Here is a 15,883-nt window from a genome sequence, read left to right as displayed (position 1 = left end):
ATGATCAAGCGTATTGCGCAAACCGCAGGTTTCACAGGGCTGCTGGCCGCTCTGCTGCTGACCCTGCTGCAAAGTTTCTGGGTCTCGCCGCTGATTCTGCAGGCCGAGACTTACGAAAAATCCGAGCCGGCCGCTGTTGAAGTTCACGAACACGCCGCCGGTGCCGCCGCTCACACTCACGACGCCGAAGCCTGGGAACCGGAAGACGGCTGGCAGCGCCTGCTGTCGACCACGGGCGGTAACCTGGTGGTCGCCGTCGGTTTCGCCCTGATGCTCGCGGGCCTCTACACCTTGCGTGCACCGACCAAAACCTCCCAGGGCTTGCTTTGGGGCCTGGCCGGTTACGCGACCTTCGTGCTGGCCCCGACCCTCGGCCTGCCGCCTGAACTTCCGGGCACTGCCGCAGCTGATCTGGCGCAACGACAACTCTGGTGGATCAGTACAGCCGCCTCCACGGCGGTCGGCATCGCGTTGATCGTGTTCAGCCGTCACTGGCTGATGAAAATCCTTGGCGTGGCGATTCTCGCCGTTCCGCACGTGATCGGCGCGCCGCAACCGGAAGTGCACTCGATGCTCGCTCCGCAAGCGCTGGAAGCGCAGTTCAAAATCGCATCGCAGCTGACCAACGTCGCGTTCTGGCTGGCCCTGGGCCTGATCAGCGCCTGGTTGTTCCGCCGCAAAAGCGATGGCCAATACCACGCATGATTGATCCCCGCACAGCGCCGACTTTAGTCGTCGGCCTGGGCTGCCAGCGCGGCTGCCCCGCCAGCACGCTGCGGGCGTTGATCGATCAGGCATTGCAGGCTCATCAAATCGGACTTCACCAGATCAAGGCCCTGGCCAGTATCGACCTGAAGCGTGATGAGCCTGGCCTGGTCGAACTCGCCGAACAACTGGCGTTACCGCTGATGTATTTCAGCAGTGAGCAACTGGAAGGTTACAAACCGCAACTCAGCCATCATTCGGACATCGCGTTCGAACGCACCGGCTGCTACGGCGTGGCGGAAAGTGCCGCCCTGGCCCTCGCCGAACACTTGGCCCAGGCCCCGGCAAAACTGCTGATTTCGCGACAAAAATATGCCCAGGCCACCCTGGCATTGGCCTGCGTTGCGTAAGATCCCCGATAATCCCCGCCTTCGATCATGAGCAATCTTCATCTGAAGCCTTGCCCAAGCCCCTTTTCTGACAGACTCTTTATTCAAAGGAACGGACGATGACCGTCTACTTCATTGGCGCAGGTCCAGGTGACCCGGAACTGATCACCGTCAAAGGCCAGCGACTGATTCGCAGTTGCCCGGTGATCATCTATGCAGGCTCTTTGGTGCCCGCCGCCGTGCTCGAAGGCCATGGTGCCGAACAGGTGGTCAACAGCGCCGAATTGCACCTGGAGCAAATCATCGAACTGATCAAGACCGCCCATGCCAACGGCCAGGACGTGGCGCGGGTGCATTCCGGTGATCCGAGTCTTTACGGAGCGATTGGCGAGCAGATTCGCTGTTTACGTGAACTCGGGATTGCATTTGAAATCATCCCGGGGGTCACGGCGACTGCCGCGTGTGCGGCGCTTTTGGGGGCTGAACTGACCCTGCCCGACATTTCACAGAGTGTGATTCTGACCCGCTACGCCGACAAAACCGTGATGCCGGCCGGTGAAGAACTGGGGAGCCTGGCCCAGCACGGGGCGACCATGGCGATTCATTTGGGGGTCAATCATCTGGAGAAGATCCTGGCGGAGTTGCTACCACATTACGGCGCCGACTGCCCGATTGCGGTGATTCACCGGGCGACCTGGCCGGATCAGGATTGGGTGGTGGGGACGATTGCGGACATTGCCGCGAAGGTTGAAGCCAAGGGATTTCGCCGCACGGCGTTGATTCTGGTGGGTCGGGTGTTGGGCAGTGATCAGTTCAGCGAGTCGTCGCTGTATCGCGCCGGACATGCACATCTCTACAGGCCATAGGGTCCTCCCACATTGGATCTGCGGCGGAAACAGATTGGGTATCCAATGATAGTCCCCTGTGGGAGATTCTATGTTTGGGGGGAACACCCAAACATAGAATTTGGCTTGTATTCGGTTTGGTTTTTCATCAGGGCAAACATCACTCTGGCCAGCTTGCGTGCCAGGATAACCAAGGCCTGAGTGCCTTTTAGACCTCTGGCCAGATAGCGTTCGTAGTACGGCTTCCAGGTCGGCGAACGGCTGGCAGCCATAGCGCTATTGTGAAACAAGCGCCGGAACTCCGAGTCCCCTCGTTTAGAGAGTCGGCGCTTTTGATCCTTTTGTCCTGACTGCCTCACACGCGGATCCATGCCGAGGAAGGCGACGTACTCGTCGCTGTTGGCAAATTCCCCACGCATAAAAGCAGTGGCCGCTGCGGTGGCCGTCAGGAGCCCTACGCCCTCGATGGCCTGGCAACGCTTCACCTGATCATCAATCCCACCTTCCTCAGCAATTTCCTTGAGCGTTTTCTGAATCATCTTTTCGAACTGGGCAATGGCGGCCAGAAGCTGGTTGAAGTGCTCTTTCAGCAAGGATTCGTTTTTCCAGCTCTGCTTGAGTGCAACACAGGCCCGGACCAACTGAGCCCGACGGCGAAGCAGGCTTTTCATTTGTGTGTAAGCCTTCGGTGGCGGATTCCAGATCCTCAATCTGTCGGATTCGCGGCTCAAGTAACGGGCCAGCAGTTCGGCATCCAACGTATCTGTTTTCGCCCTCATGCCTATTCCATCGCGGTATTTGTTGAGGCGACTGCCATCGATGACGTAAACGTCATGGCCCATTTCATGGGCCATTTCCGTTGTATCAAGGTGATAGATATTGGTCGCTTCTAGCGCGATAGCGCTGTGCGCTGGCAGCGTCTTGAGCCATTGCTTCAAGGTTGATCGCTTGTTCGCGATATTTAGGGTCTTTTCCAGGTCGGATCGATAGATAACGATCTCGTCCTTCGCCACATCCACACCGACGACCACCTGCGAATCCAGGATTGTCATGGCACACCCTCCGAGCTAGGGTTTAGATACTTGACGGGGTTCACCGTTGCGCTGGCTTGTTTCTATCGTCGGTCCGAGCCGATGCATTCCTTATCGGCGCATTAGGTGAAGGGGTGGGACGAAGTCTCCCACGGTCTGTACTGGTCAGAGTCAGATGACGAGCTTTAGTCCCACCCACCCCTTCAAGTCTAAACATACAAGCGAGCCTGCTCGCGATGGGGCCAGTGAATTTCACCCATAAAAAAACGGCACTCACGGGTGCCGTTTTTTCATTTCGCAGCGAACACCTTACTTAGTAGTAGGCGTTTTCTTTCTGCGTGTGGTCAGTCACATCGCGTACACCCTTGAGCTCGGGAATGCGCTCGAGCAAGGTGCGCTCGATGCCTTCGCGAAGGGTGACGTCTGCCTGGCCGCAGCCCTGGCAACCGCCGCCGAATTTCAATACGGCGATGCCGTCTTCGACCACATCAATCAAGCTGACCTGACCGCCGTGGCTGGCCAGCCCCGGATTGATCTCGGTTTGCAGGTAGTAGTTGATACGCTCGTTGACCGGGCTGTCAGCGTTGACCATCGGCACTTTGGCGTTGGGCGCCTTGATCGTCAGTTGGCCGCCCATGCGGTCGGTAGCGTAGTCGACGACCGCGTCGTCCAGGAAAGCTTCGCTGAACGAATCGATGTAAGCGGTGAAGCTTTTGAGCCCCAGCGCGGTGTCTTCAGGTTTCTCTTCGCCCGGCTTGCAGTACGCAATGCAGGTTTCGGCGTACTGGGTGCCAGGCTGGGTGATAAAGACGCGGATGCCGATACCCGGGGTGTTCTGCTTGGAGAGCAGATCAGCCAGATAATCGTGTGCGGCGTCGGTGATGGTAATAGCGGTCATGGAAACTCCTCGCAGGCTTGGGCGCAGTTTACGCCAATCATCGCGCCGTACAAAGTCCTAGTATTTTTGTCGGGAAAGAGCCGGAACAGCGTTGCTTGCCGATTCGCCGTCGATCCACTCTTTAAGCCACCGATAGCTGCATTTTTCTACATATTCGTAACTTGCCCAGGAAGCCACGCCGATGGTCACCACACAAACCGCGAACATCACGTAGGGATTTACCCCATAACGCTGGGCGACAAATCCGCCGACAGACAGCACCAGCACATGCATCAGGTAAACCGAATAGGAACAATCGCCAAGCACCTTGAACAGACGGGTGTTTTCGAAAAAGCGTTCCAGCGCCATGCACGCCATCACCAACACCGCACCGGGCACGCCCCAGGCCAGGAAGCGTGGCTGCGGTGCCAGGTTATAAATCGCCAGCAACGCACCGCCAATCCCCAGCAAGGGCAGCCAGACACCGGGCTTGATCCAGCCGCGCCGGTAGATCATGCCGATGGCGATCCCCAGCAGAAACTCATAAACAATGTCCGAGCGGTAGAACTCGCTGATCCAGCCATAACCGGTCCACGCCTGGCACACCGCAAACAGCAACGCCGCGACGATCAGCAGCCGAACCTGCAAACGGAACAGCAATGCCCAGGCAAACAGCACGTAGAACAGCATTTCGTAATTCAGCGTCCAGCCGACATTGAGAGTCGGATAGATGCCGTAGCCACCGGGGTTTTGCGTGGGAATGAATAACAGCGACAGCAGGACATGTGACCAGTCGACCGTCTGATCCGGCAACACAGGCTGTGCGAACACGACCACCAGCGCCATCAGCACCGTGTACAGCCAGTACGCCGGAACGATGCGAAACAGTCGATACAGGAGAAACCGTGCAGGTGGCAGCGATTTCCCTTCGGTGGACAGGAAGATCACCAGGCCACTGATGACGAAAAAGATATCAACGCCCACCGCGCCCTTGTCGATGAACATCTGACCCACGGGACCACGGGCCTTGAAGTCGAAGAATATCTGCATGAAGTGGTGGCAGACCACCGTCCATGCCGCGACGGCGCGCAGTGCCTGTACTGAAATCAACATCGGCGCCCCTCCGATCGCACTCCACACATCACCGCAGATCCCTGTAGGAGCGAAGCTTGCTCGCGAAGGCGATCGACCGGCCAACAATGATGTTGAATGTACCGGCCTCTTCGCGAGCAAGCTTCGCTCCTACAGGGGAATGGCGGTGCCTATTGAGTCCGACACCGACCAGCAGTCAAAGGTCGATCAAAGATTCTCGTACCGGTTCATATCCAGCACGCCCTCTTCCACCGGCTCGGTTTCGTGGATGTAGCGACTCAGGTCATGGAAGTAGAACCAGAACTGCGGATGGCTGCGGCGAATGCCCCAGCGTTCGACGATTTTCTCGAAGCGGTGCGCATCCTTGGCGTTTTCCATCGCATCGACGAACGCCGGCACCTGGTCGGCGGGTATGTTGAACACGAAATTGGGGTAGCTGCTGAGCACGCCCGGGAAAATGGTCAAGGTGTCGAGCCCAGGCTGATAGCGCAGCGATTCGCCGAGCAGGAAGGCCACATTGCTGTGGGCCCGATTGCGCAGCAGGCTGTAGACCTCGCGCTTGCCGCTCGCCGTCTCGATGCGCAGCACCGTCGCTTCCGGCAATTGATTGATGACATTCAAACCGGCCGCCGGGCGTGACGTCAGGCGACTCAAGGCTTGCTCGGCACTCTGCAACGCCGGGTCGATGTTCGGTCGCGAACAGTAAGCGCCGTCGCAACGGTTGATCGGATCAGGCTTGGCATCGAGCTCGCCATAACGGGCCAGCAGTTGCATCGCGAAGTCGCGCTTGGGGTCCTTTTCATCCAGCTTCAGGGCCGTCGGCGTGTCATTGTCGATGGACTCGTAATCCAGCCACATTTTGAATTTGCCACCGCGTTGATACCAATCATCGAGGTAATCGTCCCGCGAATCGGCCGGCATCAGGCGCAGGAAATTCTGCTCGGCGCCGTTGCGGATCAGGTCGAAGTACAAGCGTGTCTGGGCCTGGTGAGACACGTTGCCGAACACGTCGAAGTTGACCACCAACTGATAATACGTGCGTTCCAGCAGCGGATAGTCAAACAGCCAGATGGTTTGCGGCACGTCGCCGATCAGGCCCTTGTTCACCGATGCGCTGTCGAAATGCCGAAAGATGCTCAGCAACGCGTTGTCGTTGCCTGCCCACAGGGTCGACCAGCTCGGCGCCGGCAGATCGGCGTAGTTGTCCCGGCGTAGCGCTTCGTACTCGTTGCGCTTGTCGCGGTAGTCATGCCACAGGCTCAGGACGCTGCCGACATCGTCGTTTTGTCCCGGCATCGCCAACAACGGCGTGGCCTGGCCGCGGTAGTTCGGGTCGGTGATGTAGAGGTCATGTTCCGGCGCCTGGAACAATGCCCAGAAGTTGTCACGAATCACGTCCGTGGCGATCTGGCCACGGCAGACCGGACCGCGAATGAAGGTACGGACGAAGTACTCGGCGTTATCGAGCATGAACTGATAACGCGCCTGAGCCGGGATCGCTTCAAACGTACTGAACGGATTGGCCCGGCGCTCCGGCCCGTATCCCGGCAAGGCATCGACCTGCCAGTTGCCGCTGTAAAAGAGTGTTTTGATCCGCGCCATCTTCGACGCGCTCAGCGGATAAGTGATGTGGGTCTTGTGCACGATCACACCCTGCACCGGCCACAAACGGTAATAAATCCGAGTGCCCGGATCATCATTCGGCCGGCGCGTATCGATCAGGTCGATCGGCTGCCCCGTCGGGGTGCGTGAACGGACCCATTGGAAGAAATGCCCCGGCTCACCGTCCTTGAAGTAAATATGGGCGATATACCAATGCTCGAATAACCAGCGACCGACCAGACTTTCCCGGGCACCCGGGGCGTTGAGCAGGTTTTCCCACTGCACCACCTGCATGGCCTCTTTCGCGCTCGGGACCAGGCCTTGCTCATCGATAGGCGCACCCGAAGCCAGCCAGCGCTGGAGCGTCTGGTATTGCTGGTCGGTCAGGCCGGTGACGGCCAGCGGCATGCCTTCTTTCGGGTGGGTACTGGCGTAGCCGTCGAACTCCGCCGGCATGGCGCACATGTTTTCCCGGTTGAGGCCCAGGACGATGTCTTCCGGCAACCTGGCGTTGGGTTGCAGCGGGGTTGTGTGGCCCAGCTCCAGCATTCGCGTCATCAACGCCGCCTGGCTGCCTTGGGCGTCGAGTACCGAATAGAAGCCTTTCTGCTGCCAGGCACGCTTGCCGAAAGCGTCATAAAACAACCGGGTCGGCGCCGCGGCCTGACTGCGTTCGCCGTCGTAAACCGGGGATTTGGTCCCGCCACGCGCCGCCCCTTCGCCGCTGCCCAGATTGAGCTGACAGGCGGAGTCGTAGCAGGCATGGCAGGCCACGCACTTTTCGGTGAAGATCGGTTGAATGTCACGTGTGTAGGAAATCGCCGGATCCTGCGCAGCGGCATCCCAGCTTATAAGCAGCATAAAGATGCTGGTGATGACGCGATACGACATGTCCCTGGTCCTGATCCTGAAAAAACGCCGCGATTCTACCGGTCTCGCCCCCTCACCAACATGAGCGATATTCATGCAAAACCGGAGCATGCTCTAAAAGCGCACAGGTTTGCTATTATCCCGGCCCTTCGTCATGGTCTTTTCGAGTAGTCCCAATGTCCGATCGCAGCGTTCGCCTTCAAGCTCTCAAGCACGCCCTCAAAGAGCGCATCCTGATTCTCGATGGCGGCATGGGCACGATGATCCAGAGCTACAAGCTCGAAGAGCAGGATTACCGGGGCAAACGCTTTGCTGACTGGCCAAGCGACGTCAAAGGTAACAACGACCTCTTGGTGTTGACGCGCCCGGACGTGATCGGGTCGATCGAGAAAGCCTACCTGGATGCCGGCGCCGATATTCTGGAGACCAACACGTTCAACGCCACCCAGGTTTCCCTGGCCGACTACGGCATGCAAGGTCTGGCATATGAGTTAAACGTAGAAGGCGCGCGCCTGGCACGCAAGGTGGCCGACGCAAAGACCCTGGAAACGCCGGACAAGCCGCGCTTCGTCGCTGGCGTGATCGGGCCGACCAGCCGCACCTGCTCGCTGTCACCGGACGTGAACAACCCCGGCTACCGCAACGTGACCTTCGATGAATTGGTGGAAAACTACACCGAGGCCACCAAAGGCCTGATTGAAGGCGGCGCCGACCTGATCCTGATCGAAACCATTTTCGACACGCTGAACGCCAAAGCCGCGATCTTCGCCGTGCAGGGTGTGTTTGAAGAGTTGGGTATCGAACTGCCGATCATGATTTCCGGCACCATTACCGACGCCTCCGGCCGAACCCTGTCCGGCCAGACCACCGAAGCGTTCTGGAACTCGGTCGCCCACGCCAAGCCGATCTCGGTCGGCCTGAACTGCGCCCTCGGCGCCAGCGAATTGCGCCCGTACCTGGAAGAACTGTCAAACAAGGCTGGCACCCACGTTTCGGCACACCCGAACGCCGGCCTGCCGAACGAATTCGGCGAGTACGATGAGCTGCCAGCGGAAACCGCCAAGGTCATCGAAGAATTCGCCCAGAGCGGTTTCCTCAACATCGTCGGCGGCTGCTGCGGCACCACGCCGGGCCACATCGAAGCCATCGCCAAAGCCGTGGCCGGTTATGCACCACGTGTCATTCCGGAAATCCCGAAGGCTTGCCGCCTCTCGGGCCTGGAGCCGTTCACCATCGATCGCAGTTCGCTGTTCGTCAACGTCGGCGAGCGCACCAACATCACCGGCTCGGCGAAATTCGCCCGCCTGATCCGTGAAGACAACTACACCGAAGCGCTGGAAGTGGCCCTGCAACAGGTTGAAGCCGGTGCCCAGATCATCGACATCAACATGGATGAAGGGATGCTCGATTCGAAGAAGGCCATGGTGACCTTCCTCAATCTGATTGCCGGTGAACCGGACATCTCCCGCGTCCCGATCATGATCGACTCCTCGAAGTGGGAAGTGATCGAAGCCGGCCTCAAGTGCATTCAGGGCAAGGGCATCGTCAACTCGATCAGCATGAAAGAAGGCGTCGAGCAGTTCATTCACCACGCCAAACTGTGCAAGCGCTATGGCGCCGCCGTGGTCGTGATGGCGTTCGACGAAGCCGGCCAGGCCGACACCGAAGCGCGCAAGAAAGAGATCTGCAAACGCTCCTACGACATTCTGGTCAACGAAGTCGGCTTCCCGCCGGAAGACATCATTTTCGACCCGAACATCTTCGCCGTGGCCACCGGCATCGAAGAACACAACAACTACGCTGTGGACTTCATCAACGCCTGCGCCTACATCCGCGACGAACTGCCCTACGCGCTGACCTCGGGCGGCGTGTCCAACGTGTCGTTCTCGTTCCGCGGCAACAACCCGGTGCGCGAGGCGATTCACTCGGTGTTCCTGCTGTATGCGATCCGCAACGGCCTGACCATGGGTATCGTCAACGCCGGTCAGCTGGAGATCTACGACCAGATCCCGGCCGAGCTGCGCGACGCGGTCGAAGACGTGGTGCTCAACCGCACGCCGAACGGCACTGACGCCCTCCTCGCCATCGCCGACAAATACAAGGGCGACGGCAGCGTCAAGGAAGCCGAGACCGAAGAGTGGCGCAACTGGGACGTCAACAAGCGTCTGGAGCATGCGCTGGTCAAGGGCATCACCACGCACATCGTGGAAGACACCGAAGAATCGCGCCAGTCGTTCGCCCGCCCGATCGAAGTGATCGAAGGCCCGCTGATGTCCGGCATGAACATCGTGGGCGACCTGTTCGGCGCCGGCAAAATGTTCCTGCCGCAGGTGGTGAAATCCGCCCGTGTGATGAAACAGGCCGTGGCCCACTTGATCCCGTTCATCGAACTGGAAAAAGGCGACAAGCCGGAAGCCAAGGGCAAGATCCTGATGGCCACGGTGAAAGGCGACGTGCACGACATCGGCAAGAACATCGTCGGTGTGGTGCTCGGCTGTAACGGCTACGACATCGTCGACCTCGGCGTGATGGTCCCGGCGGAGAAGATCCTTCAAGTGGCCAAGGAGCAGAAGTGCGACATCATCGGCCTGTCCGGTCTGATCACGCCTTCACTGGATGAAATGGTCCACGTGGCCCGCGAGATGCAGCGTCAGGATTTCCATCTGCCGCTGATGATCGGTGGCGCGACCACCTCCAAGGCGCACACGGCGGTCAAGATCGAACCGAAGTACAGCAACGATGCGGTGATCTACGTCACCGACGCCTCCCGCGCCGTGGGCGTGGCGACGCAGTTGCTGTCCAAGGAGTTGAAACCGGCGTTCGTCGAAAAGACTCGCCTGGAATACATCGACGTTCGCGAGCGCACCGCCAATCGCAGCGCCCGCACCGAACGCCTGAGCTACCCGGCCGCCATCGCCAAGAAGCCGCAGTTCGACTGGAGCACTTATGTGCCGGTCAAACCGACCTTTACCGGTTCCAGGGTGCTGGACAACATCGACCTCAAGGTTCTGGCCGAATACATCGACTGGACGCCGTTCTTTATCTCCTGGGACCTGGCCGGCAAGTTCCCGCGCATCCTCCAGGACGAAGTGGTCGGTGAAGCCGCTACCGCGTTGTATGCCGATGCTCAGGAAATGCTCGCCAAGCTGATCGACGAGAAACTCATCAGCGCCCGTGCGGTGTTCGGCTTCTGGCCGGCCAACCAGGTGCGTGAGGATGACATCGAAGTCTACGGCGATGACGGCAAGCCGATTGCCAAGCTGCATCACTTGCGCCAGCAGATCATCAAGACCGATGGCAAGCCGAACTTCTCCCTCGCCGACTTCGTCGCGCCGAAGGACAGCGAAATCACCGACTACGTGGGTGGATTCATCACCACGGCCGGGATCGGCGCCGAAGAAGTGGCCAAGGCTTATCAAGACGCCGGCGATGATTACAACTCGATCATGGTCAAGGCACTGGCCGACCGACTGGCCGAGGCGTGTGCCGAGTGGCTGCACCAGCAGGTGCGAAAAGAACACTGGGGTTACGCCAAGGACGAGACGCTCGACAACGAGGCGCTGATCAAAGAGCAATACACCGGCATCCGCCCTGCCCCGGGCTACCCGGCCTGCCCGGATCACACCGAGAAAAGCACCTTGTTTGCCTTGCTCGACCCCGAGGCCAGCGAAATGCAGGCTGGCCGCAGCGGCGTTTTCCTCACCGAGCACTACGCAATGTTCCCGGCGGCAGCGGTCAGCGGCTGGTACTTCGCTCATCCGCAGGCGCAATATTTTGCGGTGGGCAAAATCGACAAAGACCAGGTGCAGAGCTACACATCGCGCAAAGGGCAGGAACTGAGCGTGACCGAACGCTGGCTGGCGCCGAACCTCGGTTACGACAACTAACCCAGGCATCTGGCCACAATATTGTGGCCAGATGAGGCCCCTGTGGGAGCGAGCCTGCTCGCGAAGGCGTTATAACGTTCAACGAAGATGTTGAATGCTATGGCCAATTCGCTAGCAGGCTAGCTCCCACAGTTGTTTTGGGTCGTTCACAAACGTGTGGATCAACCCGATCAAGTGTGGGAGTGAGCCTGCTCGCGATTGCGATGTGACAGTCAACGAAGATGTTGAATGTTACGACCCCTTCGCTAGCAAGCTCTCTCCCACAGTTGTTTTGGGTCGTTCACAAACGTGTGGATCAACCCGATCAAGTGTGGGAGCGAGCCTGCTCGCGATTGCGATGTGACAGTCAACGAAGATGTTGAATGTTATGGCCAATTCGCTAGCAGGCTAGCTCCCACAGTTGTTTTGGGTCGTTCACAAACGTGTGGATCAACCCGATCAAGTGTGGGAGCGAGCCTGCTCGCGAAGGCGATGTGACAGTCAACGAAGATGTTGAATGTTATGGCCACTTCGCTAGCAGGCTCGCTCCCACATTTGCTTTGTGCATGCCGCGGATTGTCTATGCTTACTCTTCACACATTGATGACGAGGGATTTATGGACGATCCAGTCGACAACAAGCCACCGACCTTCTGGCAGATGCTGCAAAGCGTCATGGCGGCGGCGTTCGGTGTGCAGAGCGGGAAGAATCGGGCGCGGGACTTCACCCACGGCAAGCCGAGTCATTTCGTGATTCTGGGGATTCTGTTCACGGCCGTGTTCGCTTTGACGCTGTTCGGCATCGTGCAACTGGTGGTGCATCTGGCGGGGCGTTAGCGCATCAGGGTTTGCAGGCTGAACGGATAGCGATAGGAGGTCGGCCGGCCCTTGGCCGACAGACGACGGAAATTCACCCCGTAATCCGGTGATGCGCCCATGGCCAGCAACCGCTTGGCGTGGGCCTTGTCGATCAGTTGCAATACCGGAATCAACCGGTCGCGCCCGCCGTACTGGTCCAGATCCACGCCCATTTCCACGTCATGCAACTCCACCAGCGCCCAACCGCCCAATGTGAAGTGCCCGCCCACCAACACGCTCAGGCGACCGTCGATCATCGCCTGCAATGCAGCGGGCGACGTGTTCACCCCGCTGAACAAGGCATCTTTGCCGGGCACGCCACCCGTCTCCGAATAGGCCTGCATGGCGCCAAACGCCATTTCGTCATTGGCAGACCACACCAACGAGACATTCGGGTAACGCCGGAACAACAATTTGGCCTGCTCATAGGCCCTTCCCCGGCTCCAGCCACCGTAAACCACTTGGCGCAAGCGCACTTCCGGGTGCTCGGCCAAGGCGCGCAGCATGCCTTGTTCGCGCAGTTGCGACGACGGCGTGATCTTCAGGCCGGAAAACGCCAGTAATTCGATGACCTGGCCAGGCGCCACGGGTGGATGCTGGCGAATCAGCTCCTTGAGCATCAGGTAGCCGCCCTCCTCATCGTTCGGCACCAGGCTGCCCAATCGATCGGAACGCTCGCCCAGCAGGCTCAGCTGATTGGCTGTCAGCGAAGCGTTGACCGTAAACAGCTTCACCCCGCTGCCTTGAGCCAGGCGCAGAATCGGTGGAGCGACATACTGCTCGTTGACGAACACCAGATAGTCCGGACGATCGGGACCTTGCAGGGCCAGGCGGGCTTGCGCCACGGTGAGCTCGGGCATGCGTTGGGAATACAGAATTCGCAGATCAATGCGCAGATCCTTGGCGGCCGCCTGCATAAATTGCGAATAGCTGATCCAGAAGGCCTCATCCGTCTTGCCCGGATTGAGGAACAACACCGACTCTGCATGCGCGACAGGGCCCCAAGCCGCGCCAAGCATCAGCAGGAAGGTGTAGACAAACTTCAACATTAACGCCCGAGCCCCCGGAAATTTTCGCCGCGTATTATAGCCAGCGAAGTCCCGGCAAACGGCGTTTATTCCGGTTTTTGTCCGACAATCGTCGGAACCGGGCCCGGACGGGGTCGGTTATTGATGGCTGACCCAAAATACAGCGGTGCCCACGACCAGAATGATCAGGAACAGAATCGCCCAAGCATCGACCGTGCTATCAGGTTTTGTCGCTTTGGTAGGGTTGCTCATTGCATCGCCTCTTGTCGGTTTTATCGGTGATTGCATAAAGACTCGACCACAGTAAAGACGACGATTGCCCTCACGACAAATACGGGTTTATCCATAACGGATCTCGTTAGTCGTTTTGGTTCTTTACATATACTCAAACATCACTTTTGCGCATAACTGCAAACTGGTATCTTGCCCCGGCTCCGTAGGGAGTGCGCGGCCGTGCGCGCAGAATTGCCGAGGCAGCATCGGAGACCTCCAGGCGAAAAAACGCAACGGGATCCGACCGGCCCAAGCCTGAGAACAGGACTTATATGTACGTATATGACGAGTACGATCAGCGGATCATCGAGGACCGCGTCAAGCAGTTCCGTGATCAGACCCGACGCTATCTGGCAGGTGAGCTGAGCGAAGAAGAATTCCGCCCCCTGCGCCTGCAAAACGGGCTTTATATCCAACGCTTCGCGCCGATGTTGCGGGTGGCGGTGCCTTACGGCCAACTGACTTCGCGCCAAACGCGGATGATGGCCAAGATTGCCCGCGACTATGACAAGGGCTATGCCCACATCAGTACCCGGCAGAACGTCCAGTTCAACTGGCCGGCGCTGGAAGACATCCCGGACATTCTCGCTGAGCTGGCCACCGTGCAGATGCACGCGATCCAGACCAGCGGCAACTGCCTGCGCAACGTCACCACCGACCAGTTCGCCGGTGTCGCTGCCGATGAGCTGATTGACCCGCGCCCTTGGTGCGAGATCGTTCGCCAGTGGACCACGTTCCACCCGGAATTCGCCTACCTGCCGCGCAAGTTCAAGATCGCTATCAACGGTTCGACGTCTGACCGTGCGGCCATCGAAGTCCATGACATCGGCCTCGAGCCGGTGCACAACGCGGCCGGCGAACTCGGTTTCCGCGTGCTGGTGGGCGGTGGTCTCGGCCGTACACCGGTAGTGGGCGCGTTCATCAATGAATTCCTGCCGTGGCAAGACCTGTTGAGCTACCTCGACGCCATCCTGCGGGTCTACAACCGCTATGGCCGTCGTGACAACAAGTACAAGGCGCGGATCAAGATTCTGGTCAAGGCCCTGACGCCTGAAGTCTTCGCCCAGAAAGTCGACGCGGAAATGGAACACCTGCGCGGTGGCCAGACCACGTTGACCGAGGCCGAAGTGCATCGCGTCGCCAAACACTTCGTCGACCCGGACTACAAGGCCCTGGACAACCAGGCGGCCCAACTGGCCGAGCTCGACAAAGAACACCCGGGCTTCGCCCGCTGGCGCACCCGCAATACCCTGGCCCACAAAAAGCCGGGTTATGTGGCGGTGACCCTGTCCCTGAAGCCGACCGGTGTTGCGCCGGGCGACATCACCGACAAGCAGCTCGACGCGGTGGCCGACCTGGCCGATCGCTACAGCTTCGGTCAACTGCGCACGTCCCACGAGCAGAACATCATCCTGGCCGACGTTGAACAGTCCCAACTGTTCGCGATGTGGGGCGAGTTGCGCGAGCAAGGTTTTGCCACGCCGAACATCGGCTTGCTGACCGACATCATCTGCTGCCCTGGCGGTGATTTCTGCTCGCTGGCCAACGCCAAGTCGATCCCGATCGCCGAGTCGATCCAGCGTCGTTTCGAAGACCTGGACTACCTGTTCGACATCGGCGAGCTGGACCTGAACATCTCCGGCTGCATGAACGCCTGTGGTCACCACCACGTCGGCCACATCGGCATCCTCGGGGTGGACAAGAAAGGCGAAGAGTTCTACCAGGTCTCCCTCGGTGGCAGCGCGAGCCGCGACGCCAGCCTGGGCAAGATCCTCGGCCCGTCCTTCGCCCAGGAAGCCATGCCTGACGTGATCGAGAAACTGATCGACGTGTACATCGAACAACGTACCGAAGACGAGCGCTTCATCGACACCTATCAGCGTATTGGCATCGACCTCTTCAAGGAACGCGTCTATGCAGCGAATCATTAAGAACAACGAGGTCGTCGACGAAACCTGGCACTTGCTGCCCAAGGATTTCAACATCGACGAGATCAGCAACTGCGATGACCTGATCGTCCCGCTGCAGCTGTGGCGCGAACACAGTCGTATGCTCAAGGCCCGCGATGGCGGTCTTGGCGTGTGGCTGGATGCCGATGAAGAAGCCGAGGAAATCGGTGAAGACGTCGATCAGTTCCAAGTGATTGCCCTGAATTTCCCGGCCTTCACCGACGGGCGCAACTACTCCAACGCACGTCTGCTGCGTGACCGCTATGGCTTCAAAGGCGAATTGCGGGCAATCGGCGATGTGCTGCGCGACCAGCTCTTTTACATGCACCGCTGCGGGTTCGACGCCTTTGCCATTCGCGCCGATAAAGACCCGTATGAAGCCCTTGAAGGTCTCAAGGACTTCTCGGTGACCTATCAGGCCGCCACCGACGAACCGCTGCCGTTGTTCCGTCGCCGCTGATACCGGCAAAACCTTGAACCCCGCCCGGGGTTCAAGGCG

At 59.1% G+C, this 15,883-nt stretch carries 12 protein-coding genes; 7 read left to right on the top strand and 5 right to left on the bottom strand.

Translation table 11 applies throughout. From position 1 onward, the window contains the following. From AB4N91_RS10395 to cobM, 3 genes are all read left to right on the top strand, one after another. Positions 1-705 (top strand): CbtA family protein, encoded by a 705-nt coding sequence (locus AB4N91_RS10395; RefSeq protein ID WP_083376577.1) that lies wholly within the window; start codon positions 1-3, stop codon positions 703-705. Continuing rightward, complete coding sequence (locus tag AB4N91_RS10390; RefSeq protein WP_010460913.1) at positions 702-1,115, top strand: cobalamin biosynthesis protein; 414 nt, start codon at positions 702-704, stop codon at positions 1,113-1,115. The genes AB4N91_RS10395 and AB4N91_RS10390 overlap by 4 nt, the downstream gene beginning before the upstream one ends. Before the next feature lie 98 nt (positions 1,116-1,213). After that, positions 1,214-1,960 carry a precorrin-4 C(11)-methyltransferase gene (cobM, locus tag AB4N91_RS10385; protein ID WP_077747683.1) on the top strand — a complete coding sequence of 249 codons (747 nt, stop codon included), beginning with the start codon at positions 1,214-1,216 and terminating at the stop codon, positions 1,958-1,960. Between the two features lie 68 nt (positions 1,961-2,028). Here the strand turns inward: cobM and AB4N91_RS10380 are convergent, their stop codons facing one another. The 4 genes from AB4N91_RS10380 to AB4N91_RS10365 all read right to left on the bottom strand — a co-directional run bounded on the left by AB4N91_RS10380 (position 2,029) and on the right by AB4N91_RS10365 (position 7,432). Then, positions 2,029-2,991, bottom strand: coding sequence for an IS110 family transposase (locus tag AB4N91_RS10380; protein WP_017341458.1), 963 nt, complete (start codon positions 2,989-2,991; stop codon positions 2,029-2,031). Positions 2,992-3,283: 292 nt separating this feature from the next. After that, the gene (gene nfuA / locus AB4N91_RS10375) at positions 3,284-3,868 is read right to left on the bottom strand and encodes a Fe-S biogenesis protein NfuA (RefSeq protein ID WP_007898222.1); all 585 of its coding nucleotides are present in this window, start codon (positions 3,866-3,868) and stop codon (positions 3,284-3,286) included. 57 nt (positions 3,869-3,925) lie between these two features. Next, positions 3,926-4,960 carry an acyltransferase family protein gene (locus AB4N91_RS10370; RefSeq protein WP_154504931.1) on the bottom strand — a complete coding sequence of 345 codons (1,035 nt, stop codon included), beginning with the start codon at positions 4,958-4,960 and terminating at the stop codon, positions 3,926-3,928. 186 nt (positions 4,961-5,146) lie between these two features. Further along, complete coding sequence (locus AB4N91_RS10365; RefSeq protein ID WP_460112393.1) at positions 5,147-7,432, bottom strand: fatty acid cis/trans isomerase; 2,286 nt, start codon at positions 7,430-7,432, stop codon at positions 5,147-5,149. A 155-nt stretch (positions 7,433-7,587) separates the two neighbouring features. Here AB4N91_RS10365 and metH point away from each other — a divergent pair, with 155 nt between their 5' ends. Then, positions 7,588-11,298, top strand: a complete 3,711-nt coding sequence (gene metH / locus AB4N91_RS10360) for a methionine synthase (protein WP_083376574.1) — start codon at positions 7,588-7,590, stop codon at positions 11,296-11,298. 596 nt (positions 11,299-11,894) lie between these two features. After that, positions 11,895-12,113 carry a DUF2970 domain-containing protein gene (locus tag AB4N91_RS10355; RefSeq protein WP_010460924.1) on the top strand — a complete coding sequence of 73 codons (219 nt, stop codon included), beginning with the start codon at positions 11,895-11,897 and terminating at the stop codon, positions 12,111-12,113. Here AB4N91_RS10355 and AB4N91_RS10350 read toward each other — a convergent pair. Next, the gene (locus AB4N91_RS10350) at positions 12,110-13,183 is read right to left on the bottom strand and encodes an ABC transporter substrate-binding protein (protein ID WP_460112392.1); all 1,074 of its coding nucleotides are present in this window, start codon (positions 13,181-13,183) and stop codon (positions 12,110-12,112) included. The two genes, AB4N91_RS10355 and AB4N91_RS10350, sit on opposite strands and share 4 nt — an antisense overlap. A 524-nt stretch (positions 13,184-13,707) precedes the next feature. Here AB4N91_RS10350 and AB4N91_RS10345 point away from each other — a divergent pair. After that, the gene (locus AB4N91_RS10345; RefSeq protein ID WP_145310434.1) at positions 13,708-15,366 is read left to right on the top strand and encodes a nitrite/sulfite reductase; all 1,659 of its coding nucleotides are present in this window, start codon (positions 13,708-13,710) and stop codon (positions 15,364-15,366) included. Next, positions 15,350-15,844 (top strand): DUF934 domain-containing protein, encoded by a 495-nt coding sequence (locus AB4N91_RS10340; protein ID WP_010460931.1) that lies wholly within the window; start codon positions 15,350-15,352, stop codon positions 15,842-15,844. The genes AB4N91_RS10345 and AB4N91_RS10340 overlap by 17 nt, the downstream gene beginning before the upstream one ends. The last annotated feature ends 39 nt before the right edge of the window (positions 15,845-15,883 follow it).

This window comes from Pseudomonas sp. H3_D04, assembly GCF_054669175.1.
Note: the sequence above shows the minus strand (reverse complement) of the source record. Positions and strands in the feature narration are given on the sequence as shown.